Raw genomic sequence first — 15,801 nt, 5'->3', positions numbered from 1 at the left:
TAACAGTATGCCGGGTGAGGTGCCGGAGGCGATCCCGGCCCGGCGCAGTTTACCCGTCATGCGCTGCGGACGGTGAGCAGGAACTGCTCGACTTCGCGCTTGAGAAGCCCGCTTTCCCTCACCAGCGATGATGCAAGGGCGTGGACCTGACCGGAGGCCGCGCCGGTGTCGGTTGCACCGCGATTGACGTCGGCGATACTGTCGGACACCTGCGTGGCCCCTTGGGCTGCCTGCTGAACATTGCGGGCGATCTCCTGGGTCGCGGTGCCCTGCTGCTCGATCGCGACAGAGATCGTCGAAGATATCTGTGATATCTCCATGATGGTGTCGCCGATCTCTCTGATCGCGATCACCGAATGTTCGGTGGCGGCCTGCATCTGGGCGACCTGCTCGGTGATCTCGTCGGTGGCCCGCGCGGTCTGCGCCGCGAGTGCCTTCACTTCGAGGCCACCACCGCAAAGCCGCGGCCGGAATCGCCGGCCCGGGCGGCTTCGATGGTGGCGTTGAGGGCCAGCAGGTTGGTCTGGGCGGCGACAGCGCCGATCATCTTGACCACTTCGCCAATCCGTGCGGCGGAGCGCGACAATTCGGCGATCCGGCCGTTTGTCTGCGCGGCCTGTTCGACAGCGGCGCTGGCGATCCGGCTGGAGTTCCGGACTTGCCGCGCGATCTCCGTGACCGACGCATCCATCTGCTGCGCCGCCGCGGCCGCCGACTGGACGTTGCCGGACGATTGCTCTGATGCGGCGGACACGGTCGCGGACAATTGCTGGGTGATTTCCGCTGTTCGCGTCAGGCTACCGGATGCCAACTCGATTTCGTTGGACGCCGATGAGACCGCTACGACGATCTGGCCCACGGCCTTCTCAAATCCGTCGGCAACCTCAAGCATGGCCGCCTTCCGATCAAGTTCGGCCACCAACCGCAACGACTCCTGGTCCGCGTTGAGCTGCCGGTTGTCGAGCAGCTTGTCCCTGAAGATCGCCAACGCGCGTGAAATGGTGCCGACTTCGTCGCGGCGGTCGAAGCGCTCGATCGGACTATCGAGATCACCCAGCGACAACGCCTGCATGGCGCCGGTCATCCTGACCAGCGGCGCTGCCAGCCAGCGCCCGAACAACAGCGCCGCCAGGGCGACGCCGCCGATGGTCGTACAGATAGCCCAGAAGATTCCTTGCCTTGTGGTCTGCAGTTCGGCCCGTACGGCATCGAGGCGCTGATTGGCTGCCTGGCGCACCTCGGTCAGGATCGGCCGGATGCGATCATAGATCTGGACCAGGTCAAGCGCTTCTTCATTGAGCGAACTTTGCCCCGCCATGAAGGCCTGGAAGCTGGTCCGGTAGATCTCGGTGAGGCTGGCGAGGTCGGCTTTCACCGTGGCGGGCAGTTCGGATTTTGAAAGTTCGATTGTGAATTCCCGTGCCCGCTTTTCGAGCTCCTCGCCGTATTTTTCGTCGCCGCGCAGCAGGAAATCCTTCTCGTGCCGGCGCATCATCAGCATCAGGACCGCAAGCCGCGGCTGGTCAAATTTCTTGAGTTGCTGCTCCACGGCATGCACGGCGGCGCGCAACTTGCCCTGCAGTCCGTCGTTCTCGTCGAAGCCGATCACCTTCTGCGCCGCCATCACATTGGAGAAGCGCGTCGTATACATATTGATTCCGCCGCGGAAGGATGCTGCGCGGCGAAGCTCGTCGTTTGCAGGCAATGTCGCGGCCAGCGTGTCGATGGCGGCAAGGTCGCTGTTGGCGGCGGCCAGGACCTCGCTGTGAGCAGCGATCTTCTTTTCGGTGGGTTTCTGCAGGAATTCGGTAGCGATCTGCCGCGCCTGCAGCAGGTCTTCGGAAATGCGCGCAGTGTGCAGCGCCAGAGCGGCAATGCTGTCGGCGGTTCGCTGGCTGCTTGTTTCGACGGCGAGGCCGATAAGATAGATCGTGCCGATCAGAGCCACTCCCGACAGGCCGAGTGCAAAGATCTGTGAGCGAAGGCCAAACGAGCGCATTCCACGTGGAATCGCGATCCGAAATCTCATCGAGAACCTTCAATTTGATTGATACTAAAAATTCGCAAGACAATTCGGTGATGATTATTTGAGATGCAATAATGAAGGCTTAAGCTCAAGACTGCACCGCTGCTCGGCCGCGGCCAGTCGGAATGCTCCGGTGGTACTCGCGTCAAGGACTCCGGCGCAGCTTACATTGCGCGCAGCCACTGCCGGACATTTGACCTCGCGTCGCATATGCCTGACATGCTCTGATCAGGCTGAGTGATCCCCTTTGAACTGGAGAAACCGTGCGAATTTCCTCCATGCTGGCCGGCGCGCTGTTGCTGGCGCTTCCTGTGACCAGCCGGGCCGAGACGGTCTGGGACATGGCGACGGAGTACCCTCAGAACACCATGCCGGGCCTCGGCGTCACCACCTTCGCGAAACGCCTCGAAGAACTCAGCTCGGGAAATATCCGGATCAAGCCCGGATTCGATGCTGCGGCAGGGATCAAATCGGCGGGCATGCTCGCCGCGGTGGCGGACAATCGTGTGCAGGCGGGCGATGCGTTTGCCGGCGCGCTGGAAAATGAGGATCCGATCTTCGCGCTGCCGTCATTGCCGTTTCTGGCGACGTCGATCGCCGACGCCAGGCGTCTGGCCGACCTAGCGCGCCCGGTCATTGCGGCGGCGCTGCAGCAGAAGGGCCAGCGGCTGTTGTACCTGACGCCGTGGCCGCCGTCGGGCATCTGGTCGAAGGGACCACTGAAGACGCCCGCCGATCTGGCAAGCCTGTCGATCCGTACCTACGACAAGGTGTCGAGCGACGTTTTCGCTGCCGCCGGCGCCAAAGCGGCGAGCATCAGTTTTGCGGACACGATGCCGAAGCTGGTCGACGGCAGCATGAACGCGGTGCTGTCCTCGGGGATGGCGGCGCCGGCAAGCGGATGGCCGAGTTTCTGCACCAGTTCACCGAGATCACCTATTCGCTGCCGCTTTCGGTGGCGAGCCTCAATCAGTCAGCCTATGACGGGCTTACCCCGGAGCTGAAAGCGGCGGTGGATGCCGCCGGCCGACAGACGGAAACTGAATTGTGGACTGCGCTATCGATCCGGCTGCAGGCGAACTACAAGCGCATGGCCGAGGATGGCGTCACCATCGATTCCAGCCCGGCACCGGACGTGGTCGCGGCGCTGAGGTCGGGATCCGTGTCGGCGCAGCGCGCATGGTGCAGTCGCGCCGGGGCCGTCTGCAACCAGATTCTGGATGCGTTTAACGCGGGCAAGAAATAGAGCGTCATCGATATGATGGCCACCCAACACGGCGATTCCGGGTGCGAACCCGGAATCGACCATTTGTTCTGCCGTGGCAGGTCGTTCCCGAAGTTACTGCTTCTCGATCTTCGTGATGCTCTTCGTCGCGCCGGTCTCGCTGACGGAGAACTTGACCTTGTCGCCGGCATGAATCGGCTCCAGCATTCCGCTCTCGACCTTGAACCGTTCGGCCGCGCCGGCACTGTTCGCGCCGACCGTTCCGCTTTGCGTGGGCTGGATCGCGATTGCGCCATTGATCCGATCGATCAAGGTAACCGTTCCCGTCCGTGCCTCCTGTGCCCAGGCAGCCGAACCGATGGTCATCAGTACAGCGCCCGCCACGATCATCTTTGCGAGTCTCATTGATTATCCCTCGGTTTGAAAGCAAGTGAGTACAAGCCGGAGGGAGGCGATTGGTTCCCGCCAAAGGCCGACGGGAATGCACGCGCCAGCGGACGCCCGCGGAACGCCTTGATTCCAGTCGCTTATATCCGCTCAGGCTGCCGGCGCGGCGGCGACGTCGCCGTTGGCAAGCAGGTGGATCAGCGCGCGCTTGATGGCCGCCTGCCGTGTCGGCGCGTTGATCTGCGCGCCCAAGAGGTCGGTGACGTAGAACACGTCGCGGGCGCGTTCGCCGAAGGTCGCCACATGGGCGGAGGCGATGTTGAGGTTGAGCTTGGAGATCGCGGTGGTCAGTTCGTAGAGCAGGCCGGGGCGGTCGAGGCCGGACACTTCGATCACGGTATAGCGTTCCGACCACTGGTTGTTGACGATGACCTCGGGCTCCACCGTGAACGGCCGCAGCTTGCCCTTGCTGGCGGCGCGCTTGGCGACGGTCTCCGGCAGCCGCAGCTTGCCTTCCAGCACGTCCTCGATCATCTCGCCGATCCGCGTGGCGCGGCGGCCCTCGTCGTCGTCGCGGTCGTATTCCCTGCGGATGGCGATGGTGTCGAGCGCACGGCCGTCGGTGGTGGTGTAGATCTGCGCGTCGACGATGTTGGCGCCGGCCGAGGCGCAGGCGCCGGCGATGATCGACAGCAGCCAGGGATGGTCGACCGCCAGGATCGTCAGCTCGGTGACGCCGCGAGCCTCGTCGAAGCCGACATTGATCGCCAGCTTGTGGCCGGCGGTCTCGGAGGCGCGCAGGAAGCGGGCGTGGCGCAGTTTGCGGTCGAGGTCGACCTTGAGCCAGTAGGCCGGATAGTGCCGCGCGATATAGGCGCTGAGCTCGGCCTCCGGCCATTCGGTGAAGGCGGCGCGGAATTCGCGCTGCGCGGCCTCGATGCGCTGGGCGCGGTTGACCTCGGAGAAGCCGCCGGTCAGCACCGGCTCGGTCTCGTAATACAACGTGCGCAGCAGCTGGGCCTTCCAGCCGTTCCAGACGCCCGGACCGACGCCACGGATGTCGGCGGTGGTGAGGATGGTCAGCAGCTTCATCTGCTCCACCGACTGCACCACGGCGGCGAAATTCTCGATGGTCTTGGAGTCCGACAGGTCGCGCGACTGCGCCACCGTGGACATGGTGAGGTGTTCCTCGATCAGCCAGGCGATCAGCTCGGTGTCGGCGGCATTGAAGCCGAGCCGCGGGCACAGCCGCCGCGCCACCTTGGCGCCGGCGGTGGAGTGATCCTCGGGCCGCCCCTTGGCGATGTCGTGCAGCAGCACGGTGGCATAGATCACTGCGCGGTGCTCGGGCTGGATCTTGCGCATCAGGTCGGAGGCGACAATGAACTCGTCATTTCCGCCGCGCTCGATCTCCTGCAGGATTCCGACGCAGCGCAACAGATGCTCGTCCACGGTGTAGTGGTGATACATGTTGAATTGCATCATGGAGACGATGCGGCCGAACGAACGGATGAAGTGGCCGAGCACCCCGGTCTCGTTCATCCGCCGCAGCACGATCTCGGCATTCTCCGAGGTCAGGATCTCCATGAACAGCTTGTTGGCTTCGGGATTCTCGCGCAGCGGCGCGTTGATCAGCCGCAACGAGCGGGTCACTGCGCGCATCAGGTCGGGATGGAATGCCAGGTTGTTCTTCTGCGCGAGGCGAAACAGCCGGATCATGTTGACAGGATCGTGCTTCAGCACGTCGGGGGCGGCAAGGTTGATGCGGTTGTTGTCGATGATGAAGTCGTCGCTCTCCGGCACCCGTTGACGCCGGGCGGTCGGCCGCAGCCGCGCCATCATCCGGCTCAGCACCAGCGCCGGCGCCGGCTTGGCCTGCTGGTCTTCCAGCTTCGCGCACAGGATCGCGGTGAGGTTGCCGACCTCCTTGGCGATCAGGAAGTAGTGCTTCATGAAGCGTTCGACGTCCTGCATGCCGGGATGCGAGGTGTAGCCGAGCCGCTGTGCGATCTCGCGCTGCATGTCGAACGACAGTCGCTCTTCCGGCCGGCGGCTGAGGAAGTGCAGGTTGCAGCGCACCGACCACAGAAAGTCCTCGCAGCGGCGGAAGGTGCGGTATTCATGCGCGTCGAACACGCCGCGCTCCACCAGCTCGCCGCTGTCACGCACGCGGTAGACGTACTTGGCGATCCAGAACAGGGTGTGCAGGTCGCGCAGGCCGCCCTTGCCGTCCTTGACGTTGGGCTCGACCAGGTAGCGCGACTGTCCGGCGCGCCGATGGCGCTCCTCGCGCTCGGCCAGCTTGGCGGTGACGAATTCGGTGGCGGTGCCCTGCACCACCTCGCTGTCGAACCGCGCGACCAGTTCGTCGTAGAGCGGCTGGTCGCCGGTCAGGAAGCGGGTCTCGAGAATCGCGGTGCGGATGGTCATGTCGCCGCGCGCCTGGCGGATCGATTCGTCGACCGAGCGGGTGGCGTGGCCGACCTTGAGGCCCATGTCCCACAGGCAGTACAGGATGGCCTCGGCGACCTGCTCGCCCCAGGCGGTCTGCTTGTAGGGCAGGATGAACAGCAGGTCGATGTCGGAGTCCGGCGCCATCAGCCCGCGCCCGTAGCCGCCGGTGGCGACCACCGCCATGCGCTCCGAGGCCGACGGAATCGACGAGCGGTACAGATGCCGCGTCGCGGCGGCATAGAGCATGCGGATGATCTCGTCCTGCACGACACACAATCGCTCGGCGCAACGCCGGCCGTGACGATCGATCAGCAGCACCGCTTCGGCGGTTTCCTTGGCCTTCTGCAGTTCGGCCTTCAGCATCTTGGCGACGGCGCCGCGGAACTGGTCGCCATGCCCGTGGTGCGTCGCAGCAAGCTCGTCGATCACGCCGGCGATCCGTGCGGTATCGAAGCCCTCGTCGGCGGCGGGTTTTGTGTCGGTCGCAACGCTGTCCATGGATAATCCCGATATCGGACGGCGCAGGCGCTGTCACGGTCATTGTGGCGATAGGGTTGCTGACACTGCACTTTTCCGGTCGCGGGCAGCCGGGCGTGCCGGATTGGTGCAATGCAGCACGGCAGGGCCGGCCGCGACCGCGTGATCGTCATGTAGTCGGGCCCGCGGCAAAGCGCTATATCCGGCGGGCAGGACAAGGAACAGCTCATGGACGCCGCCACCCTTCGCGCGACGCAGGCCCCGATCAAGGAGCGCTACAGGTCGGATCCCGCCGCCGCCCTCATCACACTGACGGCGAGCGGCTCGCTTGAGAGCGAGGGCATTGCCTGCAAGTTGGAAACCGGGCGTGCGCTGGGTGTCGCCGGGCTGCATCCCGGCGCCGGCGGCTCCGGCCTCGAACTGTGTTCCGGCGACATGCTGCTGGAGGCTTTGGTCGCCTGCGCCGGCGTCACCCTGAAGTCGGTAGCCACTGCGGTGGAAGTCCCCCTGCGCTCCGGCATCGTCATTGCGGAAGGTGATCTCGATTTCCGCGGCACCCTCGGCCTCGACAAGGAAGCCCCCGTCGGCATCAAGGCGATCAGGCTGCGCTTTGAGGTCGATACCGACGCGCCGCAGGACAAGCTCGATCTGCTGCTGAAACTGACCGAACGCTATTGCGTGGTCTATCAGAGCCTCAGGAACGGTCCGCAGATGTCGGTATCGATGACGCGGGTGTAGGACACGGCGCATCTTCACCCTCCCTTGAGGGGGAGGGGCGTATCGCGTAGTGCATCCCGCGAAACGATACGGGCGGGTGATTCCTCAGTTCCGCAACTATCGCAGTCGCCACCGCGACGCGCATCACGTTTCGCGTGCTGCACGCCGACCCTCCGCCTCCTCAAAGAGAGGGGGCAAGAAAGAAGCGATGTCCCCCGAACTTGCCTTTGCCCTGACGCTGCTGCTGCGCATGGCGGTGACCGCCGCCTTCGTGGTCAGCGCCTCGATCATCATCGAACGCTCCGGACCGGTGATCGGCGCGCTGGTGGCGACGCTGCCGATCTCGGCCGGGCCGTCCTATGTCTTCCTGGCGATGGATCACGACGCCGCCTTCATCGCGCAGGGCACACTGGCGAGCATCCCGGTCAACGCCGCGACCATGTTCTTCTGCCTGACCTATGTATGGCTGGCGCAGCGCCGCAGCGTGATGGTCAGTCTCGGTGCCGCGGTGCTGGTGTGGTTCGCCCTGGCGGCGCTGGTGCGCAGCTTCGACTGGTCGCTCACTGCCGGAGTCCTGGCCAATGCGCTGGCCTTTGCGGTCTGTCTGCCGCTGATGGCGCGCTATCGCCATGCGCGGATGCCGCTGGTGACGCGGCTCTGGTATGACATTCCGTTGCGCGCCGTGCTGGTCGCAACGCTAGTCGCCACTGTGGTGACACTGTCGCACACCATCGGGCCGGCCGGCAGCGGCATCCTGGCGCTCTATCCGGTGGCGCTCACCAGCATGATCGTGTTGATGCACCCGCGGATCGGCGGCGTGCCGACCGCCGCGGTGATCGCCAACAGCGGCTGGGGCCTGATGGGGTTTGTGCTGTCGATCATGGTGCTCAACCTCACCGCGGTGCGACTGGGCTCGGCGCCCGCGCTGTGCCTCGCGCTGGCGATCTGCGTGGTCTGGAATCTCGGGCTGTGGTCGTTGGGACGATGGCGGGTGGCGCGATAGAAGCGACACATTCCTCGGACGCGGTGCACTGCGCCGCACTTCGCGGCGTGGTGCACCGCAGATCCGGGGCCCATCAATTTCGATTGGCTTTTGGGTCCCGGATCTGCGCGGCAGCGTGAAGAACGCTGCAGCGCGTCCGGGACACGTGCCTCACCCCTTCGGCAGTTTCGCCTTCAGCGCATAGAGTGCGTCCAGCGCATCGCGCGGCGACATTTCGTCGGGATGGATCGCTTTCAGTGCCTCGATGAGCTGCTCGGCCTCGGTCGGTGGTACGATTTCCACCGCGGAGCGTGAAGGGACCGCGAACAGCGGGAGATCGTCGACCAGCGCTCGCGCGCTCTGGCCGCGGTCCTGTGCTTCCAGCTTTGCCAGCACCGACTTTGCACGCGCAATCACCGGCGCAGGAAGCCCGGCGAGCTTCGCGACCTGGATGCCGTAGGAACGATCCGCCGAGCCCGGCAGCACCTCGTGCAGGAACACCACGTCGCCGTGCCATTCCTTGACCCGCACCGTGGCGTTGAACAACCGCGGCAGCTTGGCCGACAGCGCGGTCAGTTCGTGATAGTGTGTCGCGAACAAAGCACGGCAGCGGTTGCTCTCGTGCAGATGCTCGATCGAGGCCCAGGCAATGGAGAGGCCGTCGAAGGTCGCGGTGCCCCTGCCGATCTCGTCGAGGATCACCAGCGCGCGCTCGCTCGCCTGGTTCAGAATCACCGCGGTCTCGACCATCTCGACCATGAAGGTCGAGCGGCCGCGCGCCAGATCGTCGGCGGCGCCGACGCGGGAGAACAGGCGATCGACAATGCCGATGCGGGCGCGGCTGGCCGGCACGTAGCTGCCGATTTGCGCCAGCAGCGCGATCAGCGCGTTCTGCCGGAGGAACGTCGATTTGCCGGCCATGTTGGGGCCGGTGATCAGCCAGATCTGGCCGGATTTTTGCGCCGGACCGGGTGATAGATCGCAAGCATTGGCAACGAAGGAATTCCCGTCGCGGCGCAAGGCCTGCTCCACCACCGGATGGCGGCCGCCCTCGATGGCGAAGCCAAGCGACATGTCGACGTCCGGGCGCACATAATTGTCGTCGACCGCGAGCTTGGCCAGCGAGGTCGCGACATCGAGCAGCGCGAAGGCATGCGCCGCGGCGTGCAGGTCGTCGGAGGCGTCCATCACCATCGACTGCAGCCGGTCGAAGATTTCCAGCTCGAGTCCCAGCGCCCGGTCGCCGGCATTGGCGATCTTGGCCTCGATCTCGCCGAGTTCGGCGGTCGTGAAGCGGGTCTGCCCGGCCAGCGTCTGGCGGTGAATGAAGGTGGCATTCAGCGGCGGCGTCATCAGCTTGTCGCCGTGCTGCGCGGTCACTTCGACGAAATAGCCGAGCACGTTGTTGTGGCGGATCTTGAGGCCCTTGACGCCGCAGTCGTCGGCGTAGCGCGCCTGCATTGCCGCGACCACCAGCCGTGAGGCGTCGCGCAGGTTGCGGGTCTCGTCGAGCGCGGCTTCAAATCCCTCGCGGACAAAGCCGCCGTCGCGCTTCATCAGCGGCAGCTCTTCTGCGAGTGCGCGGGTAAAGGTATCGGCCAGTTCGCGCGACGATCGGCGCAGCGCGTCCATCGCCGCCGCGATATCGGCCGGCAGGCTGTCGATGCCGGACAGCCGCGCCAGCACCTTTTCGGCGGCCAGCACGCCGTCGCGCAAGGCGGCGAGGTCGCGCGGTCCGCCGCGGCCGACCGTCAGTCGCGCCAGCGCGCGCGACATGTCGGGGGCGGCCTTCAGCGCGGAACGGATGTCGTCGCGCAGCGCGCTGTCGGCCACGAACGCCGCCACCGCATCGAGCCTGCGGCCGATCGCGGCGGCGTCGGTGAGCGGGGCTGCGAGGCGTTGTGCCAGCAGCCGCGAGCCGGCGGCGGTCACGGTGCCGTCAATGGCGTCGAGCAGCGAGCCCTTGCGCTCGCCGCCGAGTGTGCGCGTCAGTTCGAGGTTGGCGCGGGTGGCGGGGTCGATCGCCATGGTGGTGCCGGCGGCCTCGCGTGATGGAGGCGACAGCGGCGGGCGTTTGCCGAACTGGGTGCGGTCGATATAGGTGACGGCGGCGGCCGCCGCGGCGGCTTCGAGCCGCGACAGGGCGCTGAGCCCGTCCATGGTGGCGACAGCGAAATAGTCGCACAGCCGGCGTTCCGCGGTGGCGCCGTCGAACACGTCGCGGGTCACCGGTGTCACCGCCGGCAGTTCGCGCAGCAGCTGGTTGAGGTCGGGGTCGCTGTACAGCGCGTCGGTGACGATGGCCTCGTTGGGATTGATCCGCGCCAGCGTGGCGCCGAGCTCGGCCACGCTGCATTCGGTGACGTTGAATTCCGCGGTGGAGATGTCGATCCAGGCGAGACCCATGCGGTCGGTGCCGGCGGAGCCCTTCGCCCGGGCAATCGCCAGCAGGTAGTTGTTGGTCTTCGCGTCGAGCAGGGTGTCTTCGGTCAGCGTGCCCGGCGTCACCACCCGCACCACGTCGCGTTTCACCACGCTCTTGTTGCCGCGCTTGCGCGCCTCGGCCGGGTTCTCCATCTGCTCGCACACCGCGACGCGGTGGCCGAGCGCGATCAGCCGGTGCAGGTAGTCGTCGGAACGTTCCACCGGCACGCCGCACATGGCGATGTCGGCGCCCTGGAACCGGCCGCGCTTGGTCAGCACGATGCCGAGCGCCCGCGAGGCGATCTCGGCGTCCTCGAAGAACATCTCGTAGAAGTCGCCCATCCGGTAGAACAGCAGCAGGCCGGGATTGGCGGCCTTGATTTCGAGATACTGTTCCATCATCGGCGACACCTTGGTGGTGTCTTCGACGGGCGGTGCGGCGGGCTCGGGAGCCGGGATGTTCTGCTGGATCGTCATGGCGGCGGACGCTAGCAAATTTTACCGGGGCCATCACAGGGGATCGGGAAATTGCGGGTGTTTTCCCCGCCTTCGGACAACCTCCGCGCATATCGGCTCCGGCGCGAAAGCGGTCCTTCCTGACAGCGAGCATTTGACGGGCCGGGTGTGCCTTCCTAAAACACCTCCAAATCGGCGGTCCCCTGGGGATGGCGCCTTCAGGGAGACTCCAATGAGCGATGTATTTGTCTGCGACGCCGTCCGCACCCCGATCGGCCGCTTTGGCGGCTCCCTCGCCAAGGTCCGCGCCGACGACCTCGCAGCCAGCCCGATCAAGGCGCTGATGGAGCGCAACCCCGGCATCGACTGGAATGGCATCGACGAGGTCTATTTCGGCTGCGCCAACCAGGCCGGCGAGGACAACCGCAACGTCGCGCGCATGGCGCTGCTGCTGGCCGGACTGCCGGCGTCGGTGCCCGGTCTGACCCTGAACCGGCTGTGCGCCTCCGGCCTCGACGCCGTCGGTGCCGCTGCCCGCGCCATCCGCGCCGGCGAGATCGACTTCGCCATCGCCGGCGGCGTCGAATCCATGACCCGCGCGCCGTTCGTGCAGGGCAAGGCCACCGAAGCATTTTCGCGCTCGGCGGAGATCTTCGACACCACCATCGGCTGGCGCTTCATCAACCCGCTGATGAAGGAGAAGTATGGCGTCGATGCCATGCCGGAGACCGGTGAGAACGTCGCGCAGGACTTCCAGATTTCGCGCGCCGACCAGGACGCCTTTGCCATCACCTCGCAGCAGCGCGCCGGCCGTGCCATCGCATCGGGCTACTTTGCCGAGGAGATCATCCCGGTGATGGCGCCGGGCGGCAAGGCCGGTCCAACCACCGTCGACAAGGACGAGCATCCGCGCCCGGAAACGACGCTGGAAGGCCTCGCCAAGCTGCGCCCGATCGTGCGCAAGGACGGCACCGTCACCGCCGGCAATGCCTCCGGCGTCAATGACGGCGCCGCGGCGATGATCCTCGCTTCCGCCGCCGCCGTGAAGAAATACGGCCTGACCCCGCGTGCGCGCATTCTCGGCCTCGCGTCGGCCGGCGTGGCGCCGCGCATCATGGGCATCGGCCCCGTGCCGGCGACGCAGAAGCTGATGGAACGGCTCGGGCTGAAGATCAGCGACTTCGATCTGATCGAGCTCAACGAGGCCTTCGCCTCGCAGGGCATCGCCGTGCTGCGCCAGCTCGGTGTCAAGGAAGACGCCGACTTCGTCAATCCGCATGGCGGAGCCATCGCGCTCGGCCACCCGCTCGGCATGAGCGGCGCCCGCCTCGCCATGACCGCGGTGCACGGCATGGAGAAGCGCGGCGGCAAGCTCGCTTTGGCCACCATGTGCGTCGGCGTCGGCCAGGGCGTGGCCATGGCGATCGAGAAGCTGAACTGACACCGTCCTCATCCTGAAGAGCGCGCTCTTGCGCGCATCTCCTGCGAATGGCATCGCCATTCGTACGGGATGAGGGCCACACTCCTCATGGTTCGAGACGCGCGAAGACGCGCTCCTCACCATGAGGTCACCGTGATCTGGAGGAAAGCATGACGCTGATCTATCCCGTCGAAAGCAACATTGCGCACGCACCAAGGCTGTCGCCCGGCTACAAGAGCACGGTCAAGCGGTCGCCGCAGAAGCCGCTGATCATGATCAAGCAGTCGCTGTCGGAGCTGACCGGCCCGGCCTACGGCCACGAGACCGTGCGGCCCGGCGATGCCGACCTCACCACCCAGCATGCAGGCGAGCCGATCGGCGAACGCATCATCGTGTTCGGGCAGGTTCTGGACGAGGACGGCCGCGGCGTGCCGAACACGCTGGTGGAGCTGTGGCAGGCCAATGCCTGCGGCCGCTACATCCATGTGGTCGACCAGCATCCGGCGCCGCTCGATCCCAACTTCACCGGCGCCGGCCGCGCGGTCACCGACGCGCAGGGCAACTACAGGTTCATCACCATGAAGCCCGGTGCCTATCCGTGGGGCAACCACCACAACGCCTGGCGCCCGGCGCACATCCACTTCTCGGTGTTCGGCCACGCTTTCGTGTCGCGTCTGGTGACGCAGATGTATTTCCCCAACGATCCCTTGTTTCCGTTCGATCCGATCTTCAATTCGGTGACCGACGAGAAGGCGCGGATGCGCATGGTGTCGGACTTCGATCTCGATCACACCGAACCCGGCTGGGCTTTGGCCTATCGCTTCAACATCGTGCTGCGCGGGCGCAACGCCACGCCCATGGAGAACAAGTCGTGACCGGCATCACTCCTTCGCAGACCGTCGGCCCGTTCTTCGCCTATGGCCTGACCCCGACCGGCCGCTACGCCTGGAACGACGCCTTCACCAACAATCTGGTGACCGCGGACGTGTCCGGCGATCGCATTCGCGTCGAAGGCTTTGTCTATGATGGCGACGGCGCCATCGTGCCGGATGCCATGCTGGAGATCTGGCAGGCCGACGCCCAGGGCCGCTTCTCCGATCCGCAGGACGGTCGCGCTCTGTCCAATGCCAGCTTCAAGGGTTTTGGCCGCTGCGGCACCTCCACCGAGGGCATGTTCTCGTTCGATACCATCAAGCCCGGCGCGGTGGCCGGCACCGACGGCCAGCCGCAGGCGCCGCATATCCTGCTAGCGGTCTTCGGCCGCGGCATGACCATGCAGAGCATCACCCGCATCTACTTCGACGACGAGCCGTCGACGGCGAGCGATGCTGTGATGGCCCAGGTGCCCGCCGACCGCCGCGGCACTTTGATAGCCAAGAAGACCGCACCGGGCGTGTATCGCTTTGACATCCACCTGCAGGGCGACAACGAGACGGTGTTCTTCGACGTGTGAGTTGCGAGGCCTCCGCCCGCCCGGCGGAGGTGCGGAAAATGCACATAATGTCCACGCATCGAATTGGGTCGGGCCGCGCCACGCTGGCGGTGGATGTCGCCGGCAGCGGCGACCCCGTGGTGTTTCTGCATGCCGCGGTCTGCGACAGCCGGATGTGGCGCGGGCAATTCGATGGCGTCAGCGCCGGCCACAAGGCGATCGCCTACGACCGGCGCGGCTTCGGCGCAACGCACGGCGAGCCGGAAGACTTTTCCGCAGTTGCTGACCTGATGGCGGTGCTCGACGCCACGGCGGACGGCAAGCCGGCGATCCTCGTCGCCTGTTCTCAAGGTGGACGGATCGCGTTAGACGCCGCGCTGCGCCATCCGTCACAAGTCCTTGGCCTGTTTCTGATCGCACCGGGCATCGCCGGCGCACCGGAGGCGGTCTATCCGCCGGCCGTTGCGGACCTGATGGCCGGGTTGACGGAGGCCCAGCAGGCCGGCGATCTCGACTGTGTCAACGCCATCAAGGCGCGGCTGTTTCTCGATGGCCCGCTCGCCCCCGAGGGCCGCGTGGGCGGTCCGGCGCGCCAGCTGTTCCTCGACATGAACGGCATCGCGCTGCGTGCGTCGCCGCCCGGCACGGATCGCGATAGCGAGCAGACCTATAGCCGCCTCGGCGAGATAGGGGCTCCGTCGCAGGTGATCTGGGGGAGTTCGAGTTCCCGCATATTCAACAGCGCAGCCGTCACATCGCTTCGACGCTGCCGAACGGAGCGGGGCAGATGCTGGCCGGCACCGCCCATCTGCCGAGTCTGGACCGGCCGGCCGATATCACCGCGCTGCTCACGGAATTTATCGGTCGCTGATCCTATGCCGCCTTGGCCTGGATGGCGTTGCAGAACTCCGCCAGCCGGTCGGCCAGCCGCAGCGTCGCCGGGCTGGCGCCGGGGGCGGCGATCAGCGCCACTTCGGTACGATCGATGGGCGCAAAGCCGTCTTTCCGGGTCAGCACCGCGTGGTCGGACTGGATCGCCATCTCCGGCAGAATGCTCAGGCCCAGCCCCGCCGCCACCGCGGCCTGGATGCCGGACAGGCTCGAGCTGGTATAGGCCATGTGCCAGCGCCGCCCGGCGGCCTCGATGGCATGGATCGCGCCGGTGCGGTACAGGCAGCCGGTGGGAAAGAAGATCAGCGGCACCGACTCGGCTTTGGCGTGGCTGGGATGCGACTTGCTGGTGACCCAGTGGATGCGCTCCGGCCATGATGCGATGCCGCCCTTGTCGCCGGCGAGGCGCTTGATCAGCGCCAGATCCAGGTCGCCGCGCTCCAGGTCCCGGCGCAGATAGACGCTTTGGTCGGCGCGCACGTCGAGCCGCAGCCCTGGCCGCGATCGTGAAAAACTCGCCAGCAGTTTTGTCAGCCGATAGGCGGCGAAATCCTCGGGAATGCCGAGCCGCACCGCGCCTTCGTGCTCCGGCTGCGCCAGCACGTCGCGGGCTTCCTCGGCCAACGCCAGCAACCGCCGCGCATAGGACAAGAGCTTCTCGCCGCACTCGGTGGGCACCACCTGCTTGCCGCTGCGGTTCAGCAGCGGACGGCCGATGTCGTCCTCCAGCCGCTTGATCTGCTGGCTGACGGTGGACTGGGTGCGGTGGACGCGTTCGCCGGCGCGGGTGAAGCCGCCGGAATCCACCACCGAGACGAAGCTCTTCAGCAGTTCGAGATCGAACATGGGTGCATCATTCATTTTTCCACTGATAAGTATTCTATCATTTAATTTCTCACTGACAAGGCGG

11 protein-coding genes and 3 pseudogenes are annotated in these 15,801 nt (G+C 65.8%); 8 read left to right on the top strand and 6 right to left on the bottom strand.

Features of this window, described 5'->3' with window-relative positions; all coding sequences use genetic code 11:
* Positions 1-56: 56 nt before the first annotated feature.
* Both ONR75_RS33005 and ONR75_RS33000 read right to left on the bottom strand, forming a co-directional pair.
* Positions 57-892 (bottom strand): annotated as a pseudogene (locus ONR75_RS33005) (methyl-accepting chemotaxis protein); the annotation flags it as partial.
* Positions 893-1,021: 129 nt separating this feature from the next.
* Positions 1,022-1,072 (bottom strand): annotated as a pseudogene (locus ONR75_RS33000) (hypothetical protein); the annotation flags it as partial.
* 1,232 nt (positions 1,073-2,304) lie between these two features.
* Here ONR75_RS33000 and dctP point away from each other — a divergent pair.
* Together dctP and ONR75_RS31755 are read left to right on the top strand one after the other, a co-directional pair.
* Positions 2,305-3,030: a TRAP transporter substrate-binding protein DctP gene (gene dctP, locus ONR75_RS31760; protein WP_265080740.1), complete on the top strand. Its 726-nt coding sequence runs from the start codon at positions 2,305-2,307 to the stop codon at positions 3,028-3,030.
* Positions 2,928-3,272 (top strand): hypothetical protein, encoded by a 345-nt coding sequence (locus ONR75_RS31755; RefSeq protein ID WP_265083929.1) that lies wholly within the window; start codon positions 2,928-2,930, stop codon positions 3,270-3,272. The genes dctP and ONR75_RS31755 overlap by 103 nt, the downstream gene beginning before the upstream one ends.
* 93 nt (positions 3,273-3,365) lie before the next feature.
* Here the strand turns inward: ONR75_RS31755 and ONR75_RS31750 are convergent, their stop codons facing one another.
* Complete coding sequence (locus ONR75_RS31750; RefSeq protein ID WP_265080739.1) at positions 3,366-3,641, bottom strand: copper-binding protein; 276 nt, start codon at positions 3,639-3,641, stop codon at positions 3,366-3,368.
* Between the two features lie 147 nt (positions 3,642-3,788).
* Entirely contained in the window at positions 3,789-6,590 is a 2,802-nt protein-coding gene (locus tag ONR75_RS31745) for a [protein-PII] uridylyltransferase (protein ID WP_265080738.1), read from the bottom strand.
* Between the two features lie 207 nt (positions 6,591-6,797).
* On the opposite strand from ONR75_RS31745, the gene ONR75_RS31740 reads away from it, so the two are divergent.
* Complete coding sequence (locus tag ONR75_RS31740; RefSeq protein ID WP_265080737.1) at positions 6,798-7,307, top strand: OsmC family protein; 510 nt, start codon at positions 6,798-6,800, stop codon at positions 7,305-7,307.
* A gap of 187 nt (positions 7,308-7,494) precedes the next feature.
* Positions 7,495-8,289, top strand: coding sequence for a hypothetical protein (locus tag ONR75_RS31735; RefSeq protein WP_265080736.1), 795 nt, complete (start codon positions 7,495-7,497; stop codon positions 8,287-8,289).
* A gap of 150 nt (positions 8,290-8,439) precedes the next feature.
* On the opposite strand, the gene mutS is transcribed toward ONR75_RS31735, so the two are convergent.
* A complete protein-coding gene (gene mutS / locus ONR75_RS31730) occupies positions 8,440-11,169 on the bottom strand; it encodes a DNA mismatch repair protein MutS (RefSeq protein ID WP_265080735.1) in 2,730 nt (909 codons plus the stop codon).
* 211 nt (positions 11,170-11,380) lie between these two features.
* Here mutS and pcaF point away from each other — a divergent pair, with 211 nt between their 5' ends.
* The 4 genes and pseudogenes from pcaF to ONR75_RS31710 form a co-directional block, all read left to right on the top strand.
* The gene (gene pcaF / locus ONR75_RS31725; RefSeq protein WP_265080734.1) at positions 11,381-12,589 is read left to right on the top strand and encodes a 3-oxoadipyl-CoA thiolase; all 1,209 of its coding nucleotides are present in this window, start codon (positions 11,381-11,383) and stop codon (positions 12,587-12,589) included.
* Between the two features lie 149 nt (positions 12,590-12,738).
* A complete protein-coding gene (gene pcaH, locus ONR75_RS31720; RefSeq protein ID WP_265080733.1) occupies positions 12,739-13,443 on the top strand; it encodes a protocatechuate 3,4-dioxygenase subunit beta in 705 nt (234 codons plus the stop codon).
* A complete protein-coding gene (pcaG, locus tag ONR75_RS31715; RefSeq protein WP_265080732.1) occupies positions 13,440-14,021 on the top strand; it encodes a protocatechuate 3,4-dioxygenase subunit alpha in 582 nt (193 codons plus the stop codon). The genes pcaH and pcaG overlap by 4 nt, the downstream gene beginning before the upstream one ends.
* Positions 14,022-14,059: 38 nt before the next feature.
* Positions 14,060-14,662: pseudogene (locus tag ONR75_RS31710) on the top strand (alpha/beta fold hydrolase); the annotation flags it as partial.
* Positions 14,663-14,873: 211 nt separating this feature from the next.
* Here the strand turns inward: ONR75_RS31710 and ONR75_RS31705 are convergent.
* Positions 14,874-15,737, bottom strand: coding sequence for a LysR family transcriptional regulator (locus tag ONR75_RS31705; protein ID WP_265080731.1), 864 nt, complete (start codon positions 15,735-15,737; stop codon positions 14,874-14,876).
* Between the last annotated feature and the right edge of the window lie 64 nt (positions 15,738-15,801).

This window comes from Rhodopseudomonas sp. P2A-2r, from assembly GCF_026015985.1.
In the GTDB taxonomy this organism is placed as follows: Bacteria; Pseudomonadota; Alphaproteobacteria; order Rhizobiales; family Xanthobacteraceae; genus Tardiphaga.
The sequence above is the reverse complement of the archived record's forward strand: the minus strand, read 5'-3'. Positions and strand labels throughout refer to the sequence as shown.